Here is a 16,289-nt window from a genome sequence, read left to right as displayed (position 1 = left end):
CCCAAGGTATCAGCAATCAGAGGTCAGTGATGAAGGTCGTCAAAATCAACCAGCCCCAGCAACGAGAGGCCTGCCTGGCTCGCCTGTGCGCAGAAGCCTACGGGCACCAGGCGGGCATCGCACCGCTGGTGACCTTCGCTGGCGTGATCGGGGTCTTGTTCAAGCAGGAAGCGGCCCGGCTGATCGCGCTGGTCGACGATCAATCGCGCCCGGTTGCACTGGCCTTGCTGGTCAGTGATGAAGCGGGCACCAGCATGAACGTGGCACAGTTGACCTCGCTGGACCCGGACGCAGATACCGCGGGAGACAAGGGCGATGCGCCCAAGAAGAAAACCCTGAACCCGGCGCTGCGCCTGGTTGCCGAGCTTGCGCTACGTGCACCGCTGCGGGTGGATGTGGTCAGCGACGCACAGAAGGCGGAATTTACCGCTGCGGGGATCCAGCGTTGGTTGCAGGGCCCGGGTGAGCTGCAGATCGGACTGGGACCGAAGCATCCGGCGACCAGTCTGGATAATCTGCCGCGGACCTTGAGTGTGGACGACGCTTCTGTGGTGGCGAACTTCAAGCAGGACAAGGCCTTGTTCGAAGACTACAAGAATCGCTTTGTGCGGGGGCTTGAGAGCTTTCCGCAGACCCTGTAGCCAACTTGTCGGTTCACCCTAAAGCGAACGCTGTAGCGGGAATCATGTCCTGCACCCTCTGACGGGCGGGTCGGCGCTCACCGGGCAAGGTGGTTGTTGATCCGCTCACTGGCACCATGAACGGAGGAAGCCCGGGTCGCGCCGGCAGAGGCTCCAGGGTGGCCCTGGAGCCGGAGGCAGGCCGCTGTCGACGTTATGTCGCAGGCGCGCGGGCTTAGCCTTCGCTCAGGCTGAAGCTGCCTTTCATGATCGAAGAATGGCCGGGGAAGGAGCAGAAGAAGGTCAGGTCCTTGTCGTCCAGCCCTTCTGTGCTGAAGGTGATTTGCGTGGACTCTCCGCCGCCGATGACATCGGTGGCAGCCACAATGCGGTCATCGTCAGGCAGGTAGTTGTTGTCGAGCCCCGCCTGCATCCCCGCGGAGGCAATCTCCTGATAGGCATCGCTAGGTGCCAACACCCAGTTGTGGCCCATGACATTCTTGGCCATGGTGCCGGAGTGCGTCAGCGTCAGGCTGACGGTCTCGCAACTCGCCGGTACGCTCATCTCGCTCTTGTCGTACTGCATCTGGTCGGTACTGTCGATCGTCAGCTGGCACTCCTCGGCCACCTCCGACTGGGCGGCGTCGTCAGCCCAGGCTCCACCCGCAACCGTCATTAGCGCGGCAGAGCAGGACAGCAGGGCAGCAGCAGAAATCAGGCTCTTCTTCATGTTAGCAATCTCGTCAGTGGGAGACGTCAGTGCGCCTTTCTCAGTGGACTGAACAGGGCCTGGCGGTCGTCGCATGAGGTTAAGGTCCATGAACGGCGATCCATCGCGGTGGTTCTGCCTCTGTGCAGCGCGTTATTCATGTATGCATTATCATGTCGATAATGTATACAGTTTGATGAGTGTCGATAACATCTATTGTCTTGTCAAGGCGAAGTGAGAGCGGCGCTTCGCTTTGCCCACACAACCTGGTGTGGGGTGTACCCTCAAATGCCGCCCGGCAGAGGAAGATGGAAGACATTGGGCTTGACCCCACTCGCGCATAGCGCTTGACTGGGCGTACATCCCGTTAGCAGTGTAAGGAATCTTTTCCATGGCCAAGCGGATTCAGTTCGCTCGTACCGGTGGTTCAGACGTGCTGGAACTGGTGGATACGCCCACGTCGGCCCCCGGACCGGGTGAAGTGCGCGTTGCCAACGAGGCGGTCGGCCTCAACTTTATCGATATCTATTTTCGTACCGGACTCTACCCGGCGCCATCGCTACCTTCTGGGCTTGGCACCGAAGGGGCAGGCGTGATCGATGCCGTGGGTGACGGCGTCGAGCATTTACAGGTCGGGGATCGCGTGGCCTATGCCCAGGGGCCTCTGGGCGCCTACGCTGAGTTGCATACCCTGCCGGCCGACAAGGTCGTGGCCTTGCCCGAAGGCATCAGCTGCGAGACCGCCGCCGGGGCCATGCTGAAGGGCCTGACCGTGCAGTACCTGCTGCGCCAGACCTATCCGCTGCAGGGTGGCGAAACCATTCTGTTCCATGCCGCCGCCGGTGGCGTGGGTTCCATTGCCTGCCAATGGGCGAAGGCGCTTGGGGTCAAGCTCATCGGTACGGTCAGCTCCGACGAGAAGGCTGAGCTTGCCAAGCGTAACGGCGCCTGGGCCACCATCGACTACACCAAGGAAGATGTGGTGGAGCGTGTGCGTGAGTTGACGGGCGGTGCCATGGTCGACGTGGTCTATGACAGCGTTGGCAAGGACACCTGGGAGACGTCGCTCGACTGTCTGAAACCGCGAGGCTTGATGGTCAGCTTCGGCAACGCCTCGGGGCCGGTGGAAGGCGTCAATATTGGCATCCTCAACCAGAAGGGCGCGCTGTATGTGACGCGTCCCAGCCTCAATGGCTACGCGGATACGCCTGAGCGGCTGCAGGACATGGCGGATGAGCTGTTCGATATGATCGAGAGCGGCCAGGTGAAGATTGATGTGGCCCAGCGTTTCTCGCTGGCAGAGGCGGGCAAGGCCCAGGACGCGCTGGCGTCACGCAAGACAACCGGCTCGACGGTGCTACTGCCCTGAGTGTCCCCCGCGCTTGACGGCGATCGTCGGGCGCAGGCAGCGAGCCCGCGTGGCGGGCTCGCTGACCCCGCCCTATCTGACCCCGCCCTGACTTGCCCAGCTTTATCTGGGCTGCCTCTATAGTGATGCTCCTAACTCTCGGATCATCTTTTCTCGTCGTCTCAGCGCGGCCAGTCCTTCATGGCCGAGTCGGTCTGCCACCTCAGTCAGTAGCCCTTGCGCCAACAGGAAGAAGGCGCCCATGGCGTTGGAAAAGAACAGGCTGTCGTTGGGTACCAGGAAGCGGTGTTCTGCGACCCGTGACAGCGGCGACGATTCGCTGTCTGTCAGCGCAATGATCCGGATACCTGCCTTTGCCGCTACCTTCGCGGTTTCCAGCACGCTGGTGGTGTAGGGAAAGCAACTGACCACGACCAGTACGTCACCCGCGTCCAGTTGAGCAAGGGCGTCGGCCACTCCCTGTCGCCCCGCATCGAGCTCGGCTGCGTCGGCACGTAGCATGCCCAATCCATAGGCCATGAACTGCGCAAGCGAAGCAAACTGGCGCTGGCCGTGGATTCTTACCCTGGGTCCTGTGGCCAGCAGCTCGACGACAGCGTCATAGGTGCCCGCTTCCAGCTGGTGCAACAGCGCGGCAAAGTTCGCGCTTTCCTGGCGGCCTAGACGTGCCAGTCGCGCCACGCCCTTGCCCTCGTCCTGGTCCGTCGACAGCTTCGCAGCGAGGTCGCTGTAGAAATGCTCCCCGCCGTCGGCCACCTCGCGACGAAAGACCCCTTGCAGCTCGCCGAACCCGTCGAACCCCAGTCGCTGGGCAAGACGTGTCAGCGTGGATGGATTCACGTCGAGGCGCTGCGCCAGTTCGCTGATCGATGCCACCGCAGTGGACTGAGGGCTCTCGATCAGGGCCGTTAATACGGCCAGTGAGCGCCGCCCAAGACGCAGCGAGGAATGCCCCTCACGGATGCTCTCGGCGAGACGTTGAAGGTCAGCAAGATGGCGAGGCACCGGCGCGTTAGCAGGGGGAGAGGACGGCATCTTGGCTCCTTGTCTGAAACATTCGGCGATAGAGGCCATGTGAAAACAGCTGCTTATCTTGCCAGCTATCTCAGAAGACGCGTAGAGAAGGCGATCTTTTGCAAATAATGCATTGAAACAATCTGAAAAGCATTTAATATTTGCATTTGTTGTTGGCGGTGATGATGTCGATGCCGTCCAGCCACTGACCAGCGCCTGATCCTGAGCTCGTGCTCACCAGCAGATGTCTCGGTCAGATGCCCTTGGCCGCCTCGACGCACGTGACCCGCCGTACCTTCTACCTGCCATGGGCCAACCACCCCGGGAGCCAGCATGAGCCGCGTCTTTCATCGCCATCTCACTTCTACCTACCCCACCGCGGTGGCCGGGGATGGTCCCTACCTCATTGATGCCAGTGGCAAGCGTTATCTGGACGCCAGCGGCGGGGCGGCAGTGTCCTGCCTGGGCCACAGCGATACCCAGGTGCAGCAGGCCATCGCTGAACAGGTCTCCAGGATGGCCTACGCTCATTCCAGCTTTTTCACCTCAGAACCGATGGAAGCGCTGGCCGATTTTCTGGTAGAGCGAGCCCCTGAGGGTATCGCCAGCGTGTACTTTGTCTCCGGCGGTTCCGAGGCGGTAGAGGCAGCATTGAAGATGGCGCGTCAGTACTTCCTCGAGATCGGCCAGCCGGAGCGTACCCAGGTCATCGCTCGTCGACAGAGCTACCACGGCAACACCTTGGGAGCCCTGGCCACCGGGGGTAATGCCTGGCGTCGCCAACCGTTCGAACCGCTGCTCAGCGAGACGACACATGTCAGCCCCTGCTATGCCTACCGCGGCAAACAGGCGGGAGAGAGCGACATCGCCTATGGCGAGCGCCTGGCACAAGAGCTCGAGCAGACCATCGCTCAGCTCGGCGCCGAGCGTGTCATGGCATTCGTGGCAGAGCCTGTCGTCGGGGCTACGCTCGGCGCGGTGACCGCCGTGCCTGGGTACTTCCAGCGGGTCCGCGAGATCTGTGATCGTCACGGCATCCTGTTGATTCTGGATGAGGTGATGTGTGGCATGGGGCGCACAGGCTCACTGTTTGCCTGCGAGCAGGAGGGGATCAGCCCGGATATCGTCACCATTGCCAAGGGATTGGGAGGTGGCTACCAGCCGATTGGTGCGACGCTGGCAAGCCAGCGAATTCGCGACGCCATTGCCGAGGGATCAGGCTTCTTTCAGCATGGGCATACCTACATTGGCCACGCCACGGCATGTGCCGGGGCGCTTGCTGTCCAGCGCAGTATCGAGGACCGTGCACTGCTTGAACGGGTGCGTCACCAGGGCGAAGGCTTGCAGCGCCGTCTGCTGGAGCGCTTTGGCGATCATCCCCAGGTGGGTGATGTGCGTGGCCGTGGCCTGTTCCTTGGCCTGGAACTGGTCGCTGACCGTGAGACCCAGGCACCGTTCCCGGCAGAGCGTCGACTGAATGCACGGATCAAGTCGGCTGCGATGTCCCAGGGGTTGATGTGCTACCCGGCGGGGGGCACCCTCGACGGTCGGCGCGGTGATCATGTGCTGCTGGCCCCTCCCTATATTGTCGAAGACAGGCACCTGGATGAGATCGTCGACAAGCTTGAGGCCGCCATCGACACAGCGCTGGTCGAATGCCTTGCCGGTGGTACCTAGGCGTCGGCTGCGCGCTGTGGTGCTCACCCACTTTACCCAAGATCCCATTTGAGGAAACCAAGATGTCCATCCGATCCCGCCTGCCGGAGCTCACCGATGCCAGCATGACCGATGAGCAGCGGCGCGTGCTGTCCGACATCCTCAGCGGACCGCGCGGCAATCTGGACGGCCCGTTTCTCGCCTGGGTGCATAGCCCGGAGCTGGCCGACAACGCCCAGCGTCTTGGGGCCTTCTGCCGCTATGGGACACGCCTGCCACTGCGCTTGACGGAGCTTGCCATCCTGGCAACCGCTGCGTGGTGGAAGTCCCAGGCCGAGTGGCAGATTCATGCCCCCATCGCGCTGGAGGCCGGTCTCTCCCCGGCAGTTGTAGAGGCACTGCGCGAGGGCCGGCAGCCGCCCTTCGAGGACCCCCAGGAGGCGCTGGTGCACCGCTTGGCCTACCAGCTCTATGACACCCGCCGAGTGGATGAGTCCACCTACCGTGAGGCGGTGGATGCGTTTGGCGAAGAGGCCGTAGTGGAGCTGGTAGGAGTGCTGGGGTACTACGCGCTGGTGGCGATGACGCTGAATGTGTTCGAGGTGCGTCGAGGCCAACAGCCCCTGCCTTTTGAGGAACCTGCTACGTAATTCACTGATGTAGGCTACTCTCAATCAGCGTTTCGCTGGACACTGATGCAGTGTTTCGTAGTGCTCTGACCATGGAGGAGGCCGACATGGATGACAGTCTTCTGGTGTTTGTGGTGCTTGGGCTGACGCTGGCGGCCTTTGTATGGGGGCGCTGGCGCTTCGACCTGGTGGCTCTGGCATCACTCCTGGCGTCAGTGGTGTTGGGGCTGGTACCGGCTGACGACGCCTTTACCGGCTTCGGCCACCCGGCGGTGATTACCGTGGTGGCGGTGCTGGTGCTTTCCAGGGGCTTCGAGCACGCAGGCGTGGTCGACGTGATCTCCGCCCAGGTACTCAAGGTTGGAGATCGCCTGATCCTGCAGTTGCTGGCGTTGACGGGGCTGGTCACGCTGTTGTCCGGCTTCATGAACAATGTCGGTGCGCTGGCGCTGCTGTTGCCGGTAGCGCTGAGGCTCTCCCGGGAACACGACACCTCTCCGTCCATCTTGCTGATGCCCCTGGCGTTCGGGTCACTGCTGGGCGGTCTGACCACGCTGATCGGCACGCCGCCCAACATCATCATCTCCAGCTATCGCGCCTCGCTCTCGGGTGAGCGATTCGCCATGTTCGACTTCTTGCCCGTGGGCGGAGCCGTGGCCCTGGCCGGAGTTGCCTTCATTGTCCTGCTGGGATGGCGTCTGGTGCCACGGCGCACTGGCCAGGCTAGTCGGGATGCCATGTTCGATACCGCTCACTACCTGGTCGAAGTGCGGGTCGGGGCGGATGCCAAGGCGCTGGGCTGGTCGTTGCACAAGCTCAGGCGCAAGCTGGACGACAACGTGCCGGTGCTGGCGCTGGTACGTGATGGACGGCGCTATGCCGGCCATTCCTTTTATGGGGTACTGCGACAAGACGATATCCTGCTGCTCGAGGCGGGCCCCGACGAACTGAAGGCGCTTGAGGATCAGGCCGGGTTGCGCGTTGGTCTGGCGCCGAGCGATGTGCCTACCCCAGAGGGCGACGACCTGCCAGAGGGCGCCGAGGGCGACGACCTGCCAGACGGCGGCGACGACAACCGTGAGACAGCTTCTCTGGCGCAGCGCACGCGACATCTGCTCAGCCAGGACGAGGAAGCCATCGAGCGTCGCCAGACCCTGGACCGGGCGCGGGATGATGTCGGTAGTGACGAGGAAGGGACGCAGAGGGGAGCTCACTCGGGCAACTCGGCACAGCAAGACGAGGCAGAAGAGGACAGCCGCAAGGAGCGCTCCGAGGACGAGGACCTTCATCTGATCGAGGCCATTGTGCGCAATGACGCCGCGATCAGCGGTCGCACCGCGGCGGAGCTGCGCTTGCACCATCAATACGGGCTACACCTGGTGGCGGTGGCCAGGGATGGTGGAAGGCTGCAGCAGCGGCTCAGGGATATCCGCTTCCGCCCCGGTGATGTGCTGTTGCTGCAGGGCGATCCGGAGGGACTGGGTGAGAGCCTGACGGTACTGGGCTGCCTGCCCTTGGCGGATCGTCGGCTGACGCTGGGGCAGCCGCGTCAGCTGGCCCTGTCCATCGGCATCTTCGTGGCGGCCATCATGGCCATGCTGTTTGATCTGCTGCCGGCGGCGGTGGCGCTGTCCCTGGCCGCCCTGGTGACCCTGGTGGTCGGGGTACTGCCCCTGCGAGAGGGCTACCGGGCCATCGATGGTCCGGTGATCGTACTGCTGGGAGCGATGATACCGGTGGGGCAGTCGCTGGAAACCAGCGGTGGCGCTCAGTTGATTGCGGACACGCTGTTGGGGTGGGGCAGCCAATGGCCACCCTTGCTGGTGCTCGCAGGGCTGTTCATGGTCAGCACCTTGCTCTCCAACGTCATCAACAATGCCGCAGCTGCGCTGCTGATGGCGCCGATTGCCGCCAGCCTGGCCAACGGATTCGGGCTGTCACTCGACCCCTTCCTGATGATCGTGGCGATCAGCGCCTCCTGCGCCTTCCTCACTCCCATCGGTCATCAGTCGAATACTCTGGTGATGGGCCCAGCGGGATACCACTTCAGCGACTACTGGCGTCTTGGCTTGCCGCTGACGCTGGTGGTGATGCTGGTCGCGATACCACTCATCATGCTGGTATGGCCGCTGAAGTAGGGGCCACAGGGAAAATGCTCTTCACAACGACAACGCCCGGCGAGTGCCGGGCGTTGTGGTGATGCAGTGCCGATGACTCAGGCGGTCGCGTTGTGCAGGTTGACCTTGTCCTTGTCGGTGACAAAGGCATCGAAGGCAAAGTCATCCACGCTGAGCATATCCAGCACCTCGGCCTCACGCTTGCGCATGAAATCGGCGTCGTCTTCGTTGATCAATCCTTCGGCCAGTGCGGCTTCCAGACGCTCTTCCGGATGCAGGGCCTGCACCGGCAACTTGCCTTTGGCATAGGCGCGATTGATCTGGCGATACAGCGCCTCGGCGCGGTCCTGGGTCTCCAGCAGGGCGTTGTAGCGTGCCACCGGGTTGTCTTGCACCTGGTCGTTGCTGTCCCAGGCGCCCTGAAGCAGCTTCTTGCGCAGCGCCGAGCCCGTGGAAACGGACCTGGCAATGGCCCGGGCAAGATCGTCGTGAGGACGGGCCCAGCGCCGCCCCAGCGGCATGACCAGCACCTTCAATGTCTTGCCCAGGGCCTTGTTCGGCAAGTTGTCGAATACCTCGACAAAGGCGGTCTCGGCGCGGTTGAGCAGGAAGCGGCAGGCGTAGTGCATCAGCTCGGCTTCGCCTTCGACCTTGTCGCCCTCATGCCACTGCTTGATCACCATGCTGACCAGGTAGAGGTTGGACAGCACGTCACCGAGTCGTGCCGACAGCATTTCTCGCTGCTTGAGTTCGGCTCCCAGGCTTGCCATGGCCGCATCCGCGCACAGGCTGAAGCCAGCGGAAAGACGGCAGACCTCCTTGGCGTAGGGCCCAGCGACGTCATCGAAGGGGTTGGCAGGCTTGCCCAGGCCAAGTCCCATGGAGAAGGCGCGTGCCGCGTTACCGAAGATCAGGCCGGCATGGCGGAAGAAGGCGCGATCGAAGGCCTTTGCATCGTCAGCATCCTTGGCCGCCAGCTCTTCAAGCACGTAGGGATGGCAGCGGATGGCACCCTGTCCAAATACCATCAGGTTGCGGGTCATGATGTTGGCGCCTTCCACCGTGATGGCCACCGGGTTCGCGCTGTAGCCAATGCCCAGATAGTTGCGCGGGCCCAGGGTGACGGCCTTGCCGCCATGAATGTCCATGGCATCGGCGAGAATGTCTCGCTGGAACTCGGTCAGCTGGCTCTTGAGGATGGTGGAGGGCACGGCCGGTGCATGACCGTGGTCGATCGTGTTGGCGGTCTGGTAGACCGCTGCCTGGGCGATGTAGGCCTTAGCGGTGAGGCGTGCCAGGGGCTCCTGGATGCCTTCCATCTCGGCCACCGGCACGTTGAACTGGCGGCGAATGCGGGCAAAGCCGCCAGCCCAGCCAATGGCGTAGCGTCCCGTGCCCGTGGCGCCGGAGGGCAGGGTGATGCAGCGACCCACCGACAGACATTCGATCAACATGCGCCAGCCTTCACCCGCCATGTCCGGGCCACCAATGATGGTATCCAGCGGGACAAACACATCCTTGCCGCGGATCGGGCCATTCATGAAGGGGCTACCGATGGGGTGGTGGCGGCGACCGATGTCCATGCCGTCCGTGTCTCGTGGCACCAGGGCACAGGTGATACCCAGATCTTCCTTGTCGCCCAGCAGGTGGTCCGGGTCGAACATGCGGAAGGCCAGGCCAACCACGGTGGCGATGGGCGCCAGGGTGATCCAGCGCTTGTTGAAGGTCAGGCGCAGGCCAAGCACCTCCTTGCCGTCGACTTCCTTCTTGCACACGATGCCGACGTCCGGCAGCGACGTGGCGTCGGAGCCGGCACGGGGGCCGGTCAGGCCGAAACAGGGGATCTCGCGTCCATCGGCCAGGCGCGGCAGGTAATGATCTTTCTGTTCCTGGGTGCCGTACTTGAGCAGCAGTTCGCCGGGGCCGAGGGAGTTGGGCACGCCCACGGTGGACATCAGCGTCTCATTGACGGCCAGCTTCTGCAGTACCGCAGACTGTGCCTTGGCAGAGAAGCCGAGGCCGCCATACTGCTTGGGAATGATCATGCCGAAGAAGCGTTCCTTCTTCAGGTAGTCCCACAGCTCCGGGGGCAGGTCGGCGCGCTCGCGGGCAATGTCCCAGGCGTTGCACATGCCGGCGGCGACGGTGCACTGATGGTCGATGAAGGCACGTTCCTCGTCGCTGAGGCCATCGTCCTTGAAGTCGAGCAGGCGCTGCCAGTCGGGGCGGCCGGAGAACAGCTCCCCATCCCAGGCCACACTGCCTGCTTCCAGCGCGGTGCGCTCGGTGTCAGAGACCTTGGGCGCGACCTTTTTGAACATGGCGAACAGGCGCGGCGAGAGCCAGTGGCGGCGCAGTGCGGGCAGGCCACACACGGCGATCACGGCAGCGCTGATCAACAGCAGCACACCGACGACTTCGGCATCGAGCAGTAGGCCGACGATACCCAGTACCGCAGGCAGAGCGGTCGCGGGGGCAGACCCTGCTTCACGGTGGGCGATGGCGATCAGGCCAACGACCGTGAAGACGAGCAGGAGCAGGCTAAGCATGGAGAGTCTCCTTGGCTGGCGATAGAGGCAGAGTGTTGCCGGTGATTGGAATAAAACGCCTGTTTGAATTCTTGCAGATTAGCCCATCGACTGGCAACCAGCCACTGAAAACGCCTGGTCTTGCACCATGGTCGAATCAAACGTCTCTGAGCTGCACAAAAAAGCCCTGTGATGAACACAGGGCCAGGGGGATGACGTCGACATGCTGCGTGTGGCAGCGGGCTTCGCTAGCCAGTAGGTGTCGAGCCGTCGGTGCCTGCTGCAAGGCGGCGCTCACCCTGGGTGGGGTGGGCGTCCTCGAGCCGGCGCTGCGGGGTGGCCTGGGCAGGGGCACCGTTGGCCACGTAATAGGGCGCGTCGCTCGGCGGCAGTGTCTGCTGGCCACGAATCTTGTCGGCCATTCGCTCTGCCAGCATGATCGTCGGCGCATTGAGGTTGCCAGTGGGAATCACCGGGAACAGCGAGGCGTCTACCACGCGCAGGCGTTCCACCCCGTGCACGCGACCTGCGCCATCTACCACGCAGTCGTCGCCATCTCCCATCCGGCAGGTGCCGCAGGGATGGTAGGCGGTCTCGGCGTGCTGGCGCACGAAGGCGTCGAGTTCCTCGTCGGTGTTGACGTCCGGTCCCGGAGAAATCTCGCGACCGCGATACTCGTCCATGGCCGGCTGGGCGATGATCTCACGGGTCAGGCGAATGGCGTCGCGGAACTCTTCCCAGTCCTTCTCGGTGGACATGTAGTTGAACAGGATGGACGGCGCCGCCTTGGGATCAAGAGAGGTCAAGCGCACGCGGCCCTCGCTCTCCGAGCGCATGGAACCGACGTGGGCCTGGAAGCCGTGGGCCTGTACCGCACTCTTGCCGTTATAGCTGATCGCGATGGGCAGGAAGTGGTACTGCAGGTTGGGCCAGGCTTCCTCCTGGCTGGTACGAATGAACCCGGCTGCCTCGAACTGATTGCTGGCGCCGATGCCGGTGCCCTTGAACATCCATTCTGCGCCGATGGCTGGCTGGTTGTACCACTTCAACGCCGGGTAGAGGGAGATCGGCTTCTTGCACTCATACTGGATGTACATCTCCAGGTGGTCCTGCAGATGGGCACCGACGTTGTCATTGACCTGAACGGCCTCGATACCCAGCTCCTCAAGCAGGTCGGCCGGTCCGATGCCGGAGCGCTGCAGGATCTGCGGCGAGGCGATGGCACCGGCACACAGCAGCACTTCGCGACGGATGCGCACCTGCTGGTCCTGGCCCTTGCGCTGATAGCGTACCCCGACCGCGCGCTTGCCCTCGAACAGGATCACATCGGTGGTCGCGCGGGTTTCGATGGTCAGGTTGGGACGCTGCTTGGCTTCATCGAGATAGCCCCTGGCGGTGGAGGCGCGACGGCCATTGGGGGTGACGAAACGGTCCATGGGTCCGAAGCCTTCCTGCTGGTAGCCGTTGACGTCTTCAGTGGCCGGGTAGCCCGCCTGCTGGCCTGCCTCGATAAAGGCGTGATAAAGCGGATTGTTGCCTTCCTTCGGTGTGGTCACGCTGACCGGGCCATCGCCACCATGATAGTCGTTGGGGCCGATGTCACGGGTCTCGGCCTTGCGGAAGTAGGGAAGGCAGTTGGCATAGTGCCAGTCTTCCAGCCCGGCACGCTGGGCCCAGCCGTCATAGTCCAGGGCATTGCCACGGATGTAGCACATGCCGTTGATCAGCGAGGAACCGCCCAGGCCCTTGCCGCGACCGCACTCCATGCGGCGATTGTCCATGTGCGGCTCGGGGTCGGTTTCAAACGCCCAGTTGTAGCGCTTGCCCTGCAGCGGATAGGCCAGCGCGGCGGGCATCTGGGTGCGAAAGTCGAAGCGGTGATCCTTGCCACCTGCTTCGAGCAGCAGCACCTGGACGTCAGGATCTTCTGTCAGGCGAGTCGCTAGAACGTTGCCGGCTGAGCCGGCGCCAATGATGACGTAGTCGTATTCACGATGCTGTGGCATGAAACGCCTCCCGGGAGAATAAGTGAGATGTCGGGGTCAGGCGCGACGCGGTGTCGGATGGCCCGGAGGGCGAGCCATCAAGAGAAAGGGCAGGGGATTCCGCGCAAGCCTGTCACATGGGGTCGGGGTGGGGGCCCCGACCCTGGATGTGGTGAGGTTAGAAAACCGACTCGAAGGGTCCCATCTCGACCTGGACCGACTTGGTCTGGGTGTAGTGGGCCAGTGTCTCGATACCGTTTTCACGGCCGACACCCGATTGCTTGTAGCCGCCGACCGGCATTTCGGCCGGCGACTCGCCCCAGGTGTTGATCCAGCAGATGCCGGCTTCAAGGCGGTGGATCATGCGGTGTGCGCGGTTGAGGCTTTCGGTAAAGACGCCCGCCGCCAGGCCATAGGTGGTGGCGTTGGCACGCTGGAGCACTTCTTCCTCGCTATCAAAGCCGAGCACGGACATGACCGGTCCGAAAATCTCTTCGCGGACGATGCGCATATCGTCGGTGCAGTCGGTGAACACCGTAGGCGCCGCCCAGGCACCCTTGGCCCAGTCACCCTGATCCCAGGTTTCGCCGCCGGCCAACACACGAGCGCCTTCCTGCTGGCCCAGGGCGATGTACGACAGGACCTTCTGCTGATGCTCGAAGCTGACCAGCGGGCCGAAGTTCACGGCCGGATCCATCGGATCGCCTGCCTTGATTCGCGCTACACGAGTCGCCAGGCGCGCCTCGAAGTCCGCCTTGATGGCGTTATCGACGAAGACCCGCGTGCCGTTGGTGCAGATCTGGCCGCTGGAGTAGAAGTTGGCCATCATGGCGGCGTCGGCCGCACGGTCCAGGTCCGCATCGCGACATACGATCAACGGTGACTTGCCACCCAGCTCCATGGTCACGTCCTTGAGGCTGGAAGCCGCCGAGGCAGACATGACCTTCTTGCCGGTGCCGACCTCGCCAGTGAAGGACACCTTGGCGATGTCAGGATGGCCGGTAATCGCCTGGCCCACCTCAGCCTCGCCATGGACGACGTTGAAGACGCCATCCGGCAGGCCGGCTTCGGTGAACACCTCGGCCAGGATCATGGTGGTCAGCGGGGTGACTTCGCTGGGCTTGAAGACCACCGCGTTGCCGGCGGCGAGGGCAGGGGCTGACTTCCAGCAGGCAATCTGGATCGGGTAGTTCCATGCGCCGATGGAACCGATCACGCCAAGCGGCTCGCGACGGGTGTAGACGAAGCTGTCTTCGCGCAGCGGAATCTGGCTGCCTTCGATGGCGGCGGCCAGGCCTGCGTAGTACTCCAGCACGTCGGCACCGGTGACGATGTCGACCGTGGAGGTCTCGCTGAAGGGCTTGCCCGTGTTACGGGTCTCGAGTTCCGCGATCTCATCGTTGCGCTCACGCAGCAGGGCCACGGCGCGGTTGAGAATGCGGCCTCGCTCCATGCCGGACATGGCGCCCCAGACCTTCTGGCCTTGCTGGGCGGCAGCCACGGCGGCATCCACGTCGGCGTCGCTGGCCACCTGGACGTCTGCCAGGTGGCTACCGTCGTAGGGGTTGGTGACGCTGAACGTCTCGTTGGAGGTGGCGTCTGTCAGACGGCCATTGATATAGAGCTTCTGGGTGTCGAGCGTTGCCATGACATCCTCCTATGGTGAGAGCGAGCTAATAAAGGTGATGGGGTGATCGCGGACGGCGCCATCGAGTGTGCCCTGACGTTGAGGCGCATGCCTCGCACGGTGATGGGGCGTCTCTTGATCCAGGCTAGGCTTTCTGCAGATGGTGGCAGGCGGCCTGATCAAGTGGATGCGCTACGTCCTGGCCGCCTGGTCCAGTAGACGATGCAGGTACTCCCGCGCCAATTCACGCGCCTGGCGGGTGTCCAGCCCCTCGGGCGAGAGGGTGCCGCGAAGCCACAGGCCGTCGATCATGGCGGCCATGCCGTTGGCGGCGCGCTGTGCCTCGTCACGGGGCATCAGGCGTTTGAACTGGTAGCAGAGGTTGGCGTAAAGCCGGCGATCGTTGATCTTCTGCAGGCGCTGCAGGTCGGCCTTGTGCATCGAGTTGGCCCAGAAGGCGAGCCAGGTGCCGGCCGCGCGAGCGTTGGTCTGGGATGAGTCAAAGTTGCCATCGATGATGGCTTCCAGATGCGCTCTTGGGCTGTTGTCGGAGAGGGCTTTGCGACGTGCAGCGACCGCGTCGCCCAGGTCGTGCTGAATCTGCCGCATGGTAGCTTCGAGCAGGCCGTCCTTGCCGCCAAAATAGTGGCTGATGATGCCAGCAGACACGCCCGCGTGACGTGCGATACGCATCACGGTGGCATCCGCCAGGCCGACCTCATGGATGGCGGCCATGGTGGCTTGTATCAGCTGTTGCCTGCGGATTGGCTCCATTCCTACCTTGGGCATGACAGACCTCTCTACCACTGCCTCACGAGCTTTCAGGTGCTCGAGAGTTGAAACGGTGACTTGCTCCTCGAGGTGTCCCCGAGGTTAGGATGTAGAGAGTATGCCTTTTATTGATTGGACGTTCAATCAAAATCTGGTCGATTCAACGGCACCGTTGTGAACAGGCCACCATACTGCAACCGATAATCCGAATAAGGAGTGCATGATGACGACCCCGACGATTCCCGCTCTGTCCGTGCTGGCGGCAGCCATCGCCGGCCTTGCCGCCCCCCAGGCGATGGCCGCCGATGACAGCTGCCAGCCGGTGCGTTTCGCTGAAGTCGGCTGGACCGACATCACAGCGACCACCGCGCTCACCACTCAGGTTCTGCAGGCCATGGGCTACGAGACGCGCATCGATACGGTATCGGTGCCGATTGCTTATTCAGGTATGAAGAACGGTGACTTCGACGTGTTCCTGGGTAACTGGATGCCTTCCATGGCGTCCATCAGCGACCCTTACGTGGAGCAGGGTGACGTCGACCGCCTGGGTGCCAACCTGGAAGGCGCCAAGTACACCCTGGCGGTGCCTCAGTATGTGCACGACGCAGGCGTCACCTCGGTGGCGGATCTCGCCCAGCACGCCGACAAGTTCGACAGCGAGCTGCATGGCATCGAGGCCGGGAACGACGGCAATGAGTTGATCCAGCAGATGATCGACGACGACGCCTTCGGTCTCGGCGACTGGTCGCTGGTCGACTCCAGTGAAGCAGGCATGCTGGCCGAGTTGCGGGCTAGGGTCCCGGATGAGTCCTGGATGGTCTTCCTGGGGTGGGAGCCTCACCCGATGAATACCAATTTCGATATGGCCTATCTGGAGGGCGCAGACGATTACTTTGGTCCTGACCTGGGGGGCGCCACGGTCTATACCAACACACGTGCCGGCTACAGCGAGAGCTGCCCGAACGTTGGCGCACTGCTCAACAATCTGAGCTTTACCCTGGAGATGGAGAACCAGTTGATGGGATCCATCATGGACGATGGCGTGGCGCCGGAGGAGGCTGCCCAGGATTACCTGAAGGCGAATCCGGCACTGCTGGAGGCATGGCTTGAAGGCGTCAATACCGCCGATGGCGAGCCCGCGCTGCCAGCCGTCAAGGCGTCGCTGGGTATCGACTGACACCTTTTATAGGTGGCGACAGCCCTTGTGAGTCTTCGTCGCTGAAAATTTGGCGGCTGAAAATTTGGCGGTCAGGCTTGCCAAGTC

The 16,289-nt window shown here is 62.9% G+C and carries 12 protein-coding genes; 6 read left to right on the top strand and 6 right to left on the bottom strand.

Annotation, left to right across the window (positions count from 1 at the left end; genetic code table 11):
• Positions 1–29: 29 nt before the first annotated feature.
• Positions 30–641 carry a hypothetical protein gene (locus KUV72_RS13180; RefSeq protein ID WP_206943492.1) on the top strand — a complete coding sequence of 204 codons (612 nt, stop codon included), beginning with the start codon at positions 30–32 and terminating at the stop codon, positions 639–641.
• Between the two features lie 214 nt (positions 642–855).
• On the opposite strand, the gene azu is transcribed toward KUV72_RS13180, so the two are convergent.
• Positions 856–1,350 carry an azurin gene (gene azu, locus KUV72_RS13175; protein ID WP_224907462.1) on the bottom strand — a complete coding sequence of 165 codons (495 nt, stop codon included), beginning with the start codon at positions 1,348–1,350 and terminating at the stop codon, positions 856–858.
• A 370-nt stretch (positions 1,351–1,720) separates the two neighbouring features.
• Between azu and KUV72_RS13170 the strand changes: the two genes are divergently transcribed.
• Positions 1,721–2,698, top strand: coding sequence for an NADPH:quinone reductase (locus KUV72_RS13170; protein WP_222238716.1), 978 nt, complete (start codon positions 1,721–1,723; stop codon positions 2,696–2,698).
• Positions 2,699–2,815: 117 nt separating this feature from the next.
• Here KUV72_RS13170 and KUV72_RS13165 read toward each other — a convergent pair whose 3' ends face one another.
• Positions 2,816–3,733: a MurR/RpiR family transcriptional regulator gene (locus KUV72_RS13165; protein WP_222163634.1), complete on the bottom strand. Its 918-nt coding sequence runs from the start codon at positions 3,731–3,733 to the stop codon at positions 2,816–2,818.
• A gap of 312 nt (positions 3,734–4,045) precedes the next feature.
• Here KUV72_RS13165 and KUV72_RS13160 point away from each other — a divergent pair, with 312 nt between their 5' ends.
• The 3 genes from KUV72_RS13160 to KUV72_RS13150 all read left to right on the top strand — a co-directional run bounded on the left by KUV72_RS13160 (position 4,046) and on the right by KUV72_RS13150 (position 8,135).
• Positions 4,046–5,389: an aspartate aminotransferase family protein gene (locus tag KUV72_RS13160; protein WP_222238715.1), complete on the top strand. Its 1,344-nt coding sequence runs from the start codon at positions 4,046–4,048 to the stop codon at positions 5,387–5,389.
• A gap of 62 nt (positions 5,390–5,451) precedes the next feature.
• Entirely contained in the window at positions 5,452–6,018 is a 567-nt protein-coding gene (locus KUV72_RS13155) for a carboxymuconolactone decarboxylase family protein (protein ID WP_222163630.1), read from the top strand.
• Between the two features lie 86 nt (positions 6,019–6,104).
• On the top strand, positions 6,105–8,135 hold the full coding sequence (locus tag KUV72_RS13150) for an SLC13 family permease (protein ID WP_222238714.1): 2,031 nt from the start codon (positions 6,105–6,107) through the stop codon (positions 8,133–8,135).
• A 77-nt stretch (positions 8,136–8,212) separates the two neighbouring features.
• Here the strand turns inward: KUV72_RS13150 and KUV72_RS13145 are convergent, their stop codons facing one another.
• The 4 genes from KUV72_RS13145 to betI all read right to left on the bottom strand — a co-directional run bounded on the left by KUV72_RS13145 (position 8,213) and on the right by betI (position 15,043).
• Positions 8,213–10,663 (bottom strand): acyl-CoA dehydrogenase, encoded by a 2,451-nt coding sequence (locus KUV72_RS13145; protein WP_222238713.1) that lies wholly within the window; start codon positions 10,661–10,663, stop codon positions 8,213–8,215.
• A 227-nt stretch (positions 10,664–10,890) separates the two neighbouring features.
• Positions 10,891–12,648: a choline dehydrogenase gene (betA, locus tag KUV72_RS13140; RefSeq protein WP_261317485.1), complete on the bottom strand. Its 1,758-nt coding sequence runs from the start codon at positions 12,646–12,648 to the stop codon at positions 10,891–10,893.
• Between the two features lie 157 nt (positions 12,649–12,805).
• Complete coding sequence (gene betB / locus KUV72_RS13135; RefSeq protein ID WP_206943479.1) at positions 12,806–14,275, bottom strand: betaine-aldehyde dehydrogenase; 1,470 nt, start codon at positions 14,273–14,275, stop codon at positions 12,806–12,808.
• 171 nt (positions 14,276–14,446) lie between these two features.
• Positions 14,447–15,043, bottom strand: coding sequence for a transcriptional regulator BetI (betI, locus tag KUV72_RS13130; RefSeq protein WP_206943477.1), 597 nt, complete (start codon positions 15,041–15,043; stop codon positions 14,447–14,449).
• A 277-nt stretch (positions 15,044–15,320) separates the two neighbouring features.
• On the opposite strand from betI, the gene KUV72_RS13125 reads away from it, so the two are divergent.
• Entirely contained in the window at positions 15,321–16,202 is an 882-nt protein-coding gene (locus KUV72_RS13125) for a choline ABC transporter substrate-binding protein (RefSeq protein WP_261389692.1), read from the top strand.
• Positions 16,203–16,289 lie beyond the last annotated feature (87 nt).

It is taken from the genome of Halomonas sp. DP4Y7-1 (assembly GCF_019800705.1).
Lineage (GTDB): Bacteria > Pseudomonadota > Gammaproteobacteria > Pseudomonadales > Halomonadaceae > Halomonas > Halomonas litopenaei_A.
Note: the sequence above shows the minus strand (reverse complement) of the source record. Positions and strands in the feature narration are given on the sequence as shown.

Bases quoted from the DNA above. Each gene is read 5' to 3' on its own strand.
- KUV72_RS13155 (WP_222163630.1), top strand. From the start codon at position 5,452: ATGTCCATCCGATCCCGCCTGCCGGAGCTCACCGATGCCAGCATGACC.
- KUV72_RS13170 (WP_222238716.1), top strand. From the start codon at position 1,721: ATGGCCAAGCGGATTCAGTTCGCTCGTACCGGTGGTTCAGACGTGCTG.
- KUV72_RS13180 (WP_206943492.1), top strand. From the start codon at position 30: ATGAAGGTCGTCAAAATCAACCAGCCCCAGCAACGAGAGGCCTGCCTG.
- betI (WP_206943477.1), bottom strand. From the start codon at position 15,043: ATGCCCAAGGTAGGAATGGAGCCAATCCGCAGGCAACAGCTGATACAA.
- betA (WP_261317485.1), bottom strand. From the start codon at position 12,648: ATGCCACAGCATCGTGAATACGACTACGTCATCATTGGCGCCGGCTCA.
- azu (WP_224907462.1), bottom strand. From the start codon at position 1,350: ATGAAGAAGAGCCTGATTTCTGCTGCTGCCCTGCTGTCCTGCTCTGCC.
- KUV72_RS13145 (WP_222238713.1), bottom strand. From the start codon at position 10,663: ATGCTTAGCCTGCTCCTGCTCGTCTTCACGGTCGTTGGCCTGATCGCC.
- KUV72_RS13160 (WP_222238715.1), top strand. From the start codon at position 4,046: ATGAGCCGCGTCTTTCATCGCCATCTCACTTCTACCTACCCCACCGCG.
- KUV72_RS13150 (WP_222238714.1), top strand. From the start codon at position 6,105: ATGGATGACAGTCTTCTGGTGTTTGTGGTGCTTGGGCTGACGCTGGCG.
- betB (WP_206943479.1), bottom strand. From the start codon at position 14,275: ATGGCAACGCTCGACACCCAGAAGCTCTATATCAATGGCCGTCTGACA.
- KUV72_RS13165 (WP_222163634.1), bottom strand. From the start codon at position 3,733: ATGCCGTCCTCTCCCCCTGCTAACGCGCCGGTGCCTCGCCATCTTGCT.
- KUV72_RS13125 (WP_261389692.1), top strand. From the start codon at position 15,321: ATGGCCGCCGATGACAGCTGCCAGCCGGTGCGTTTCGCTGAAGTCGGC.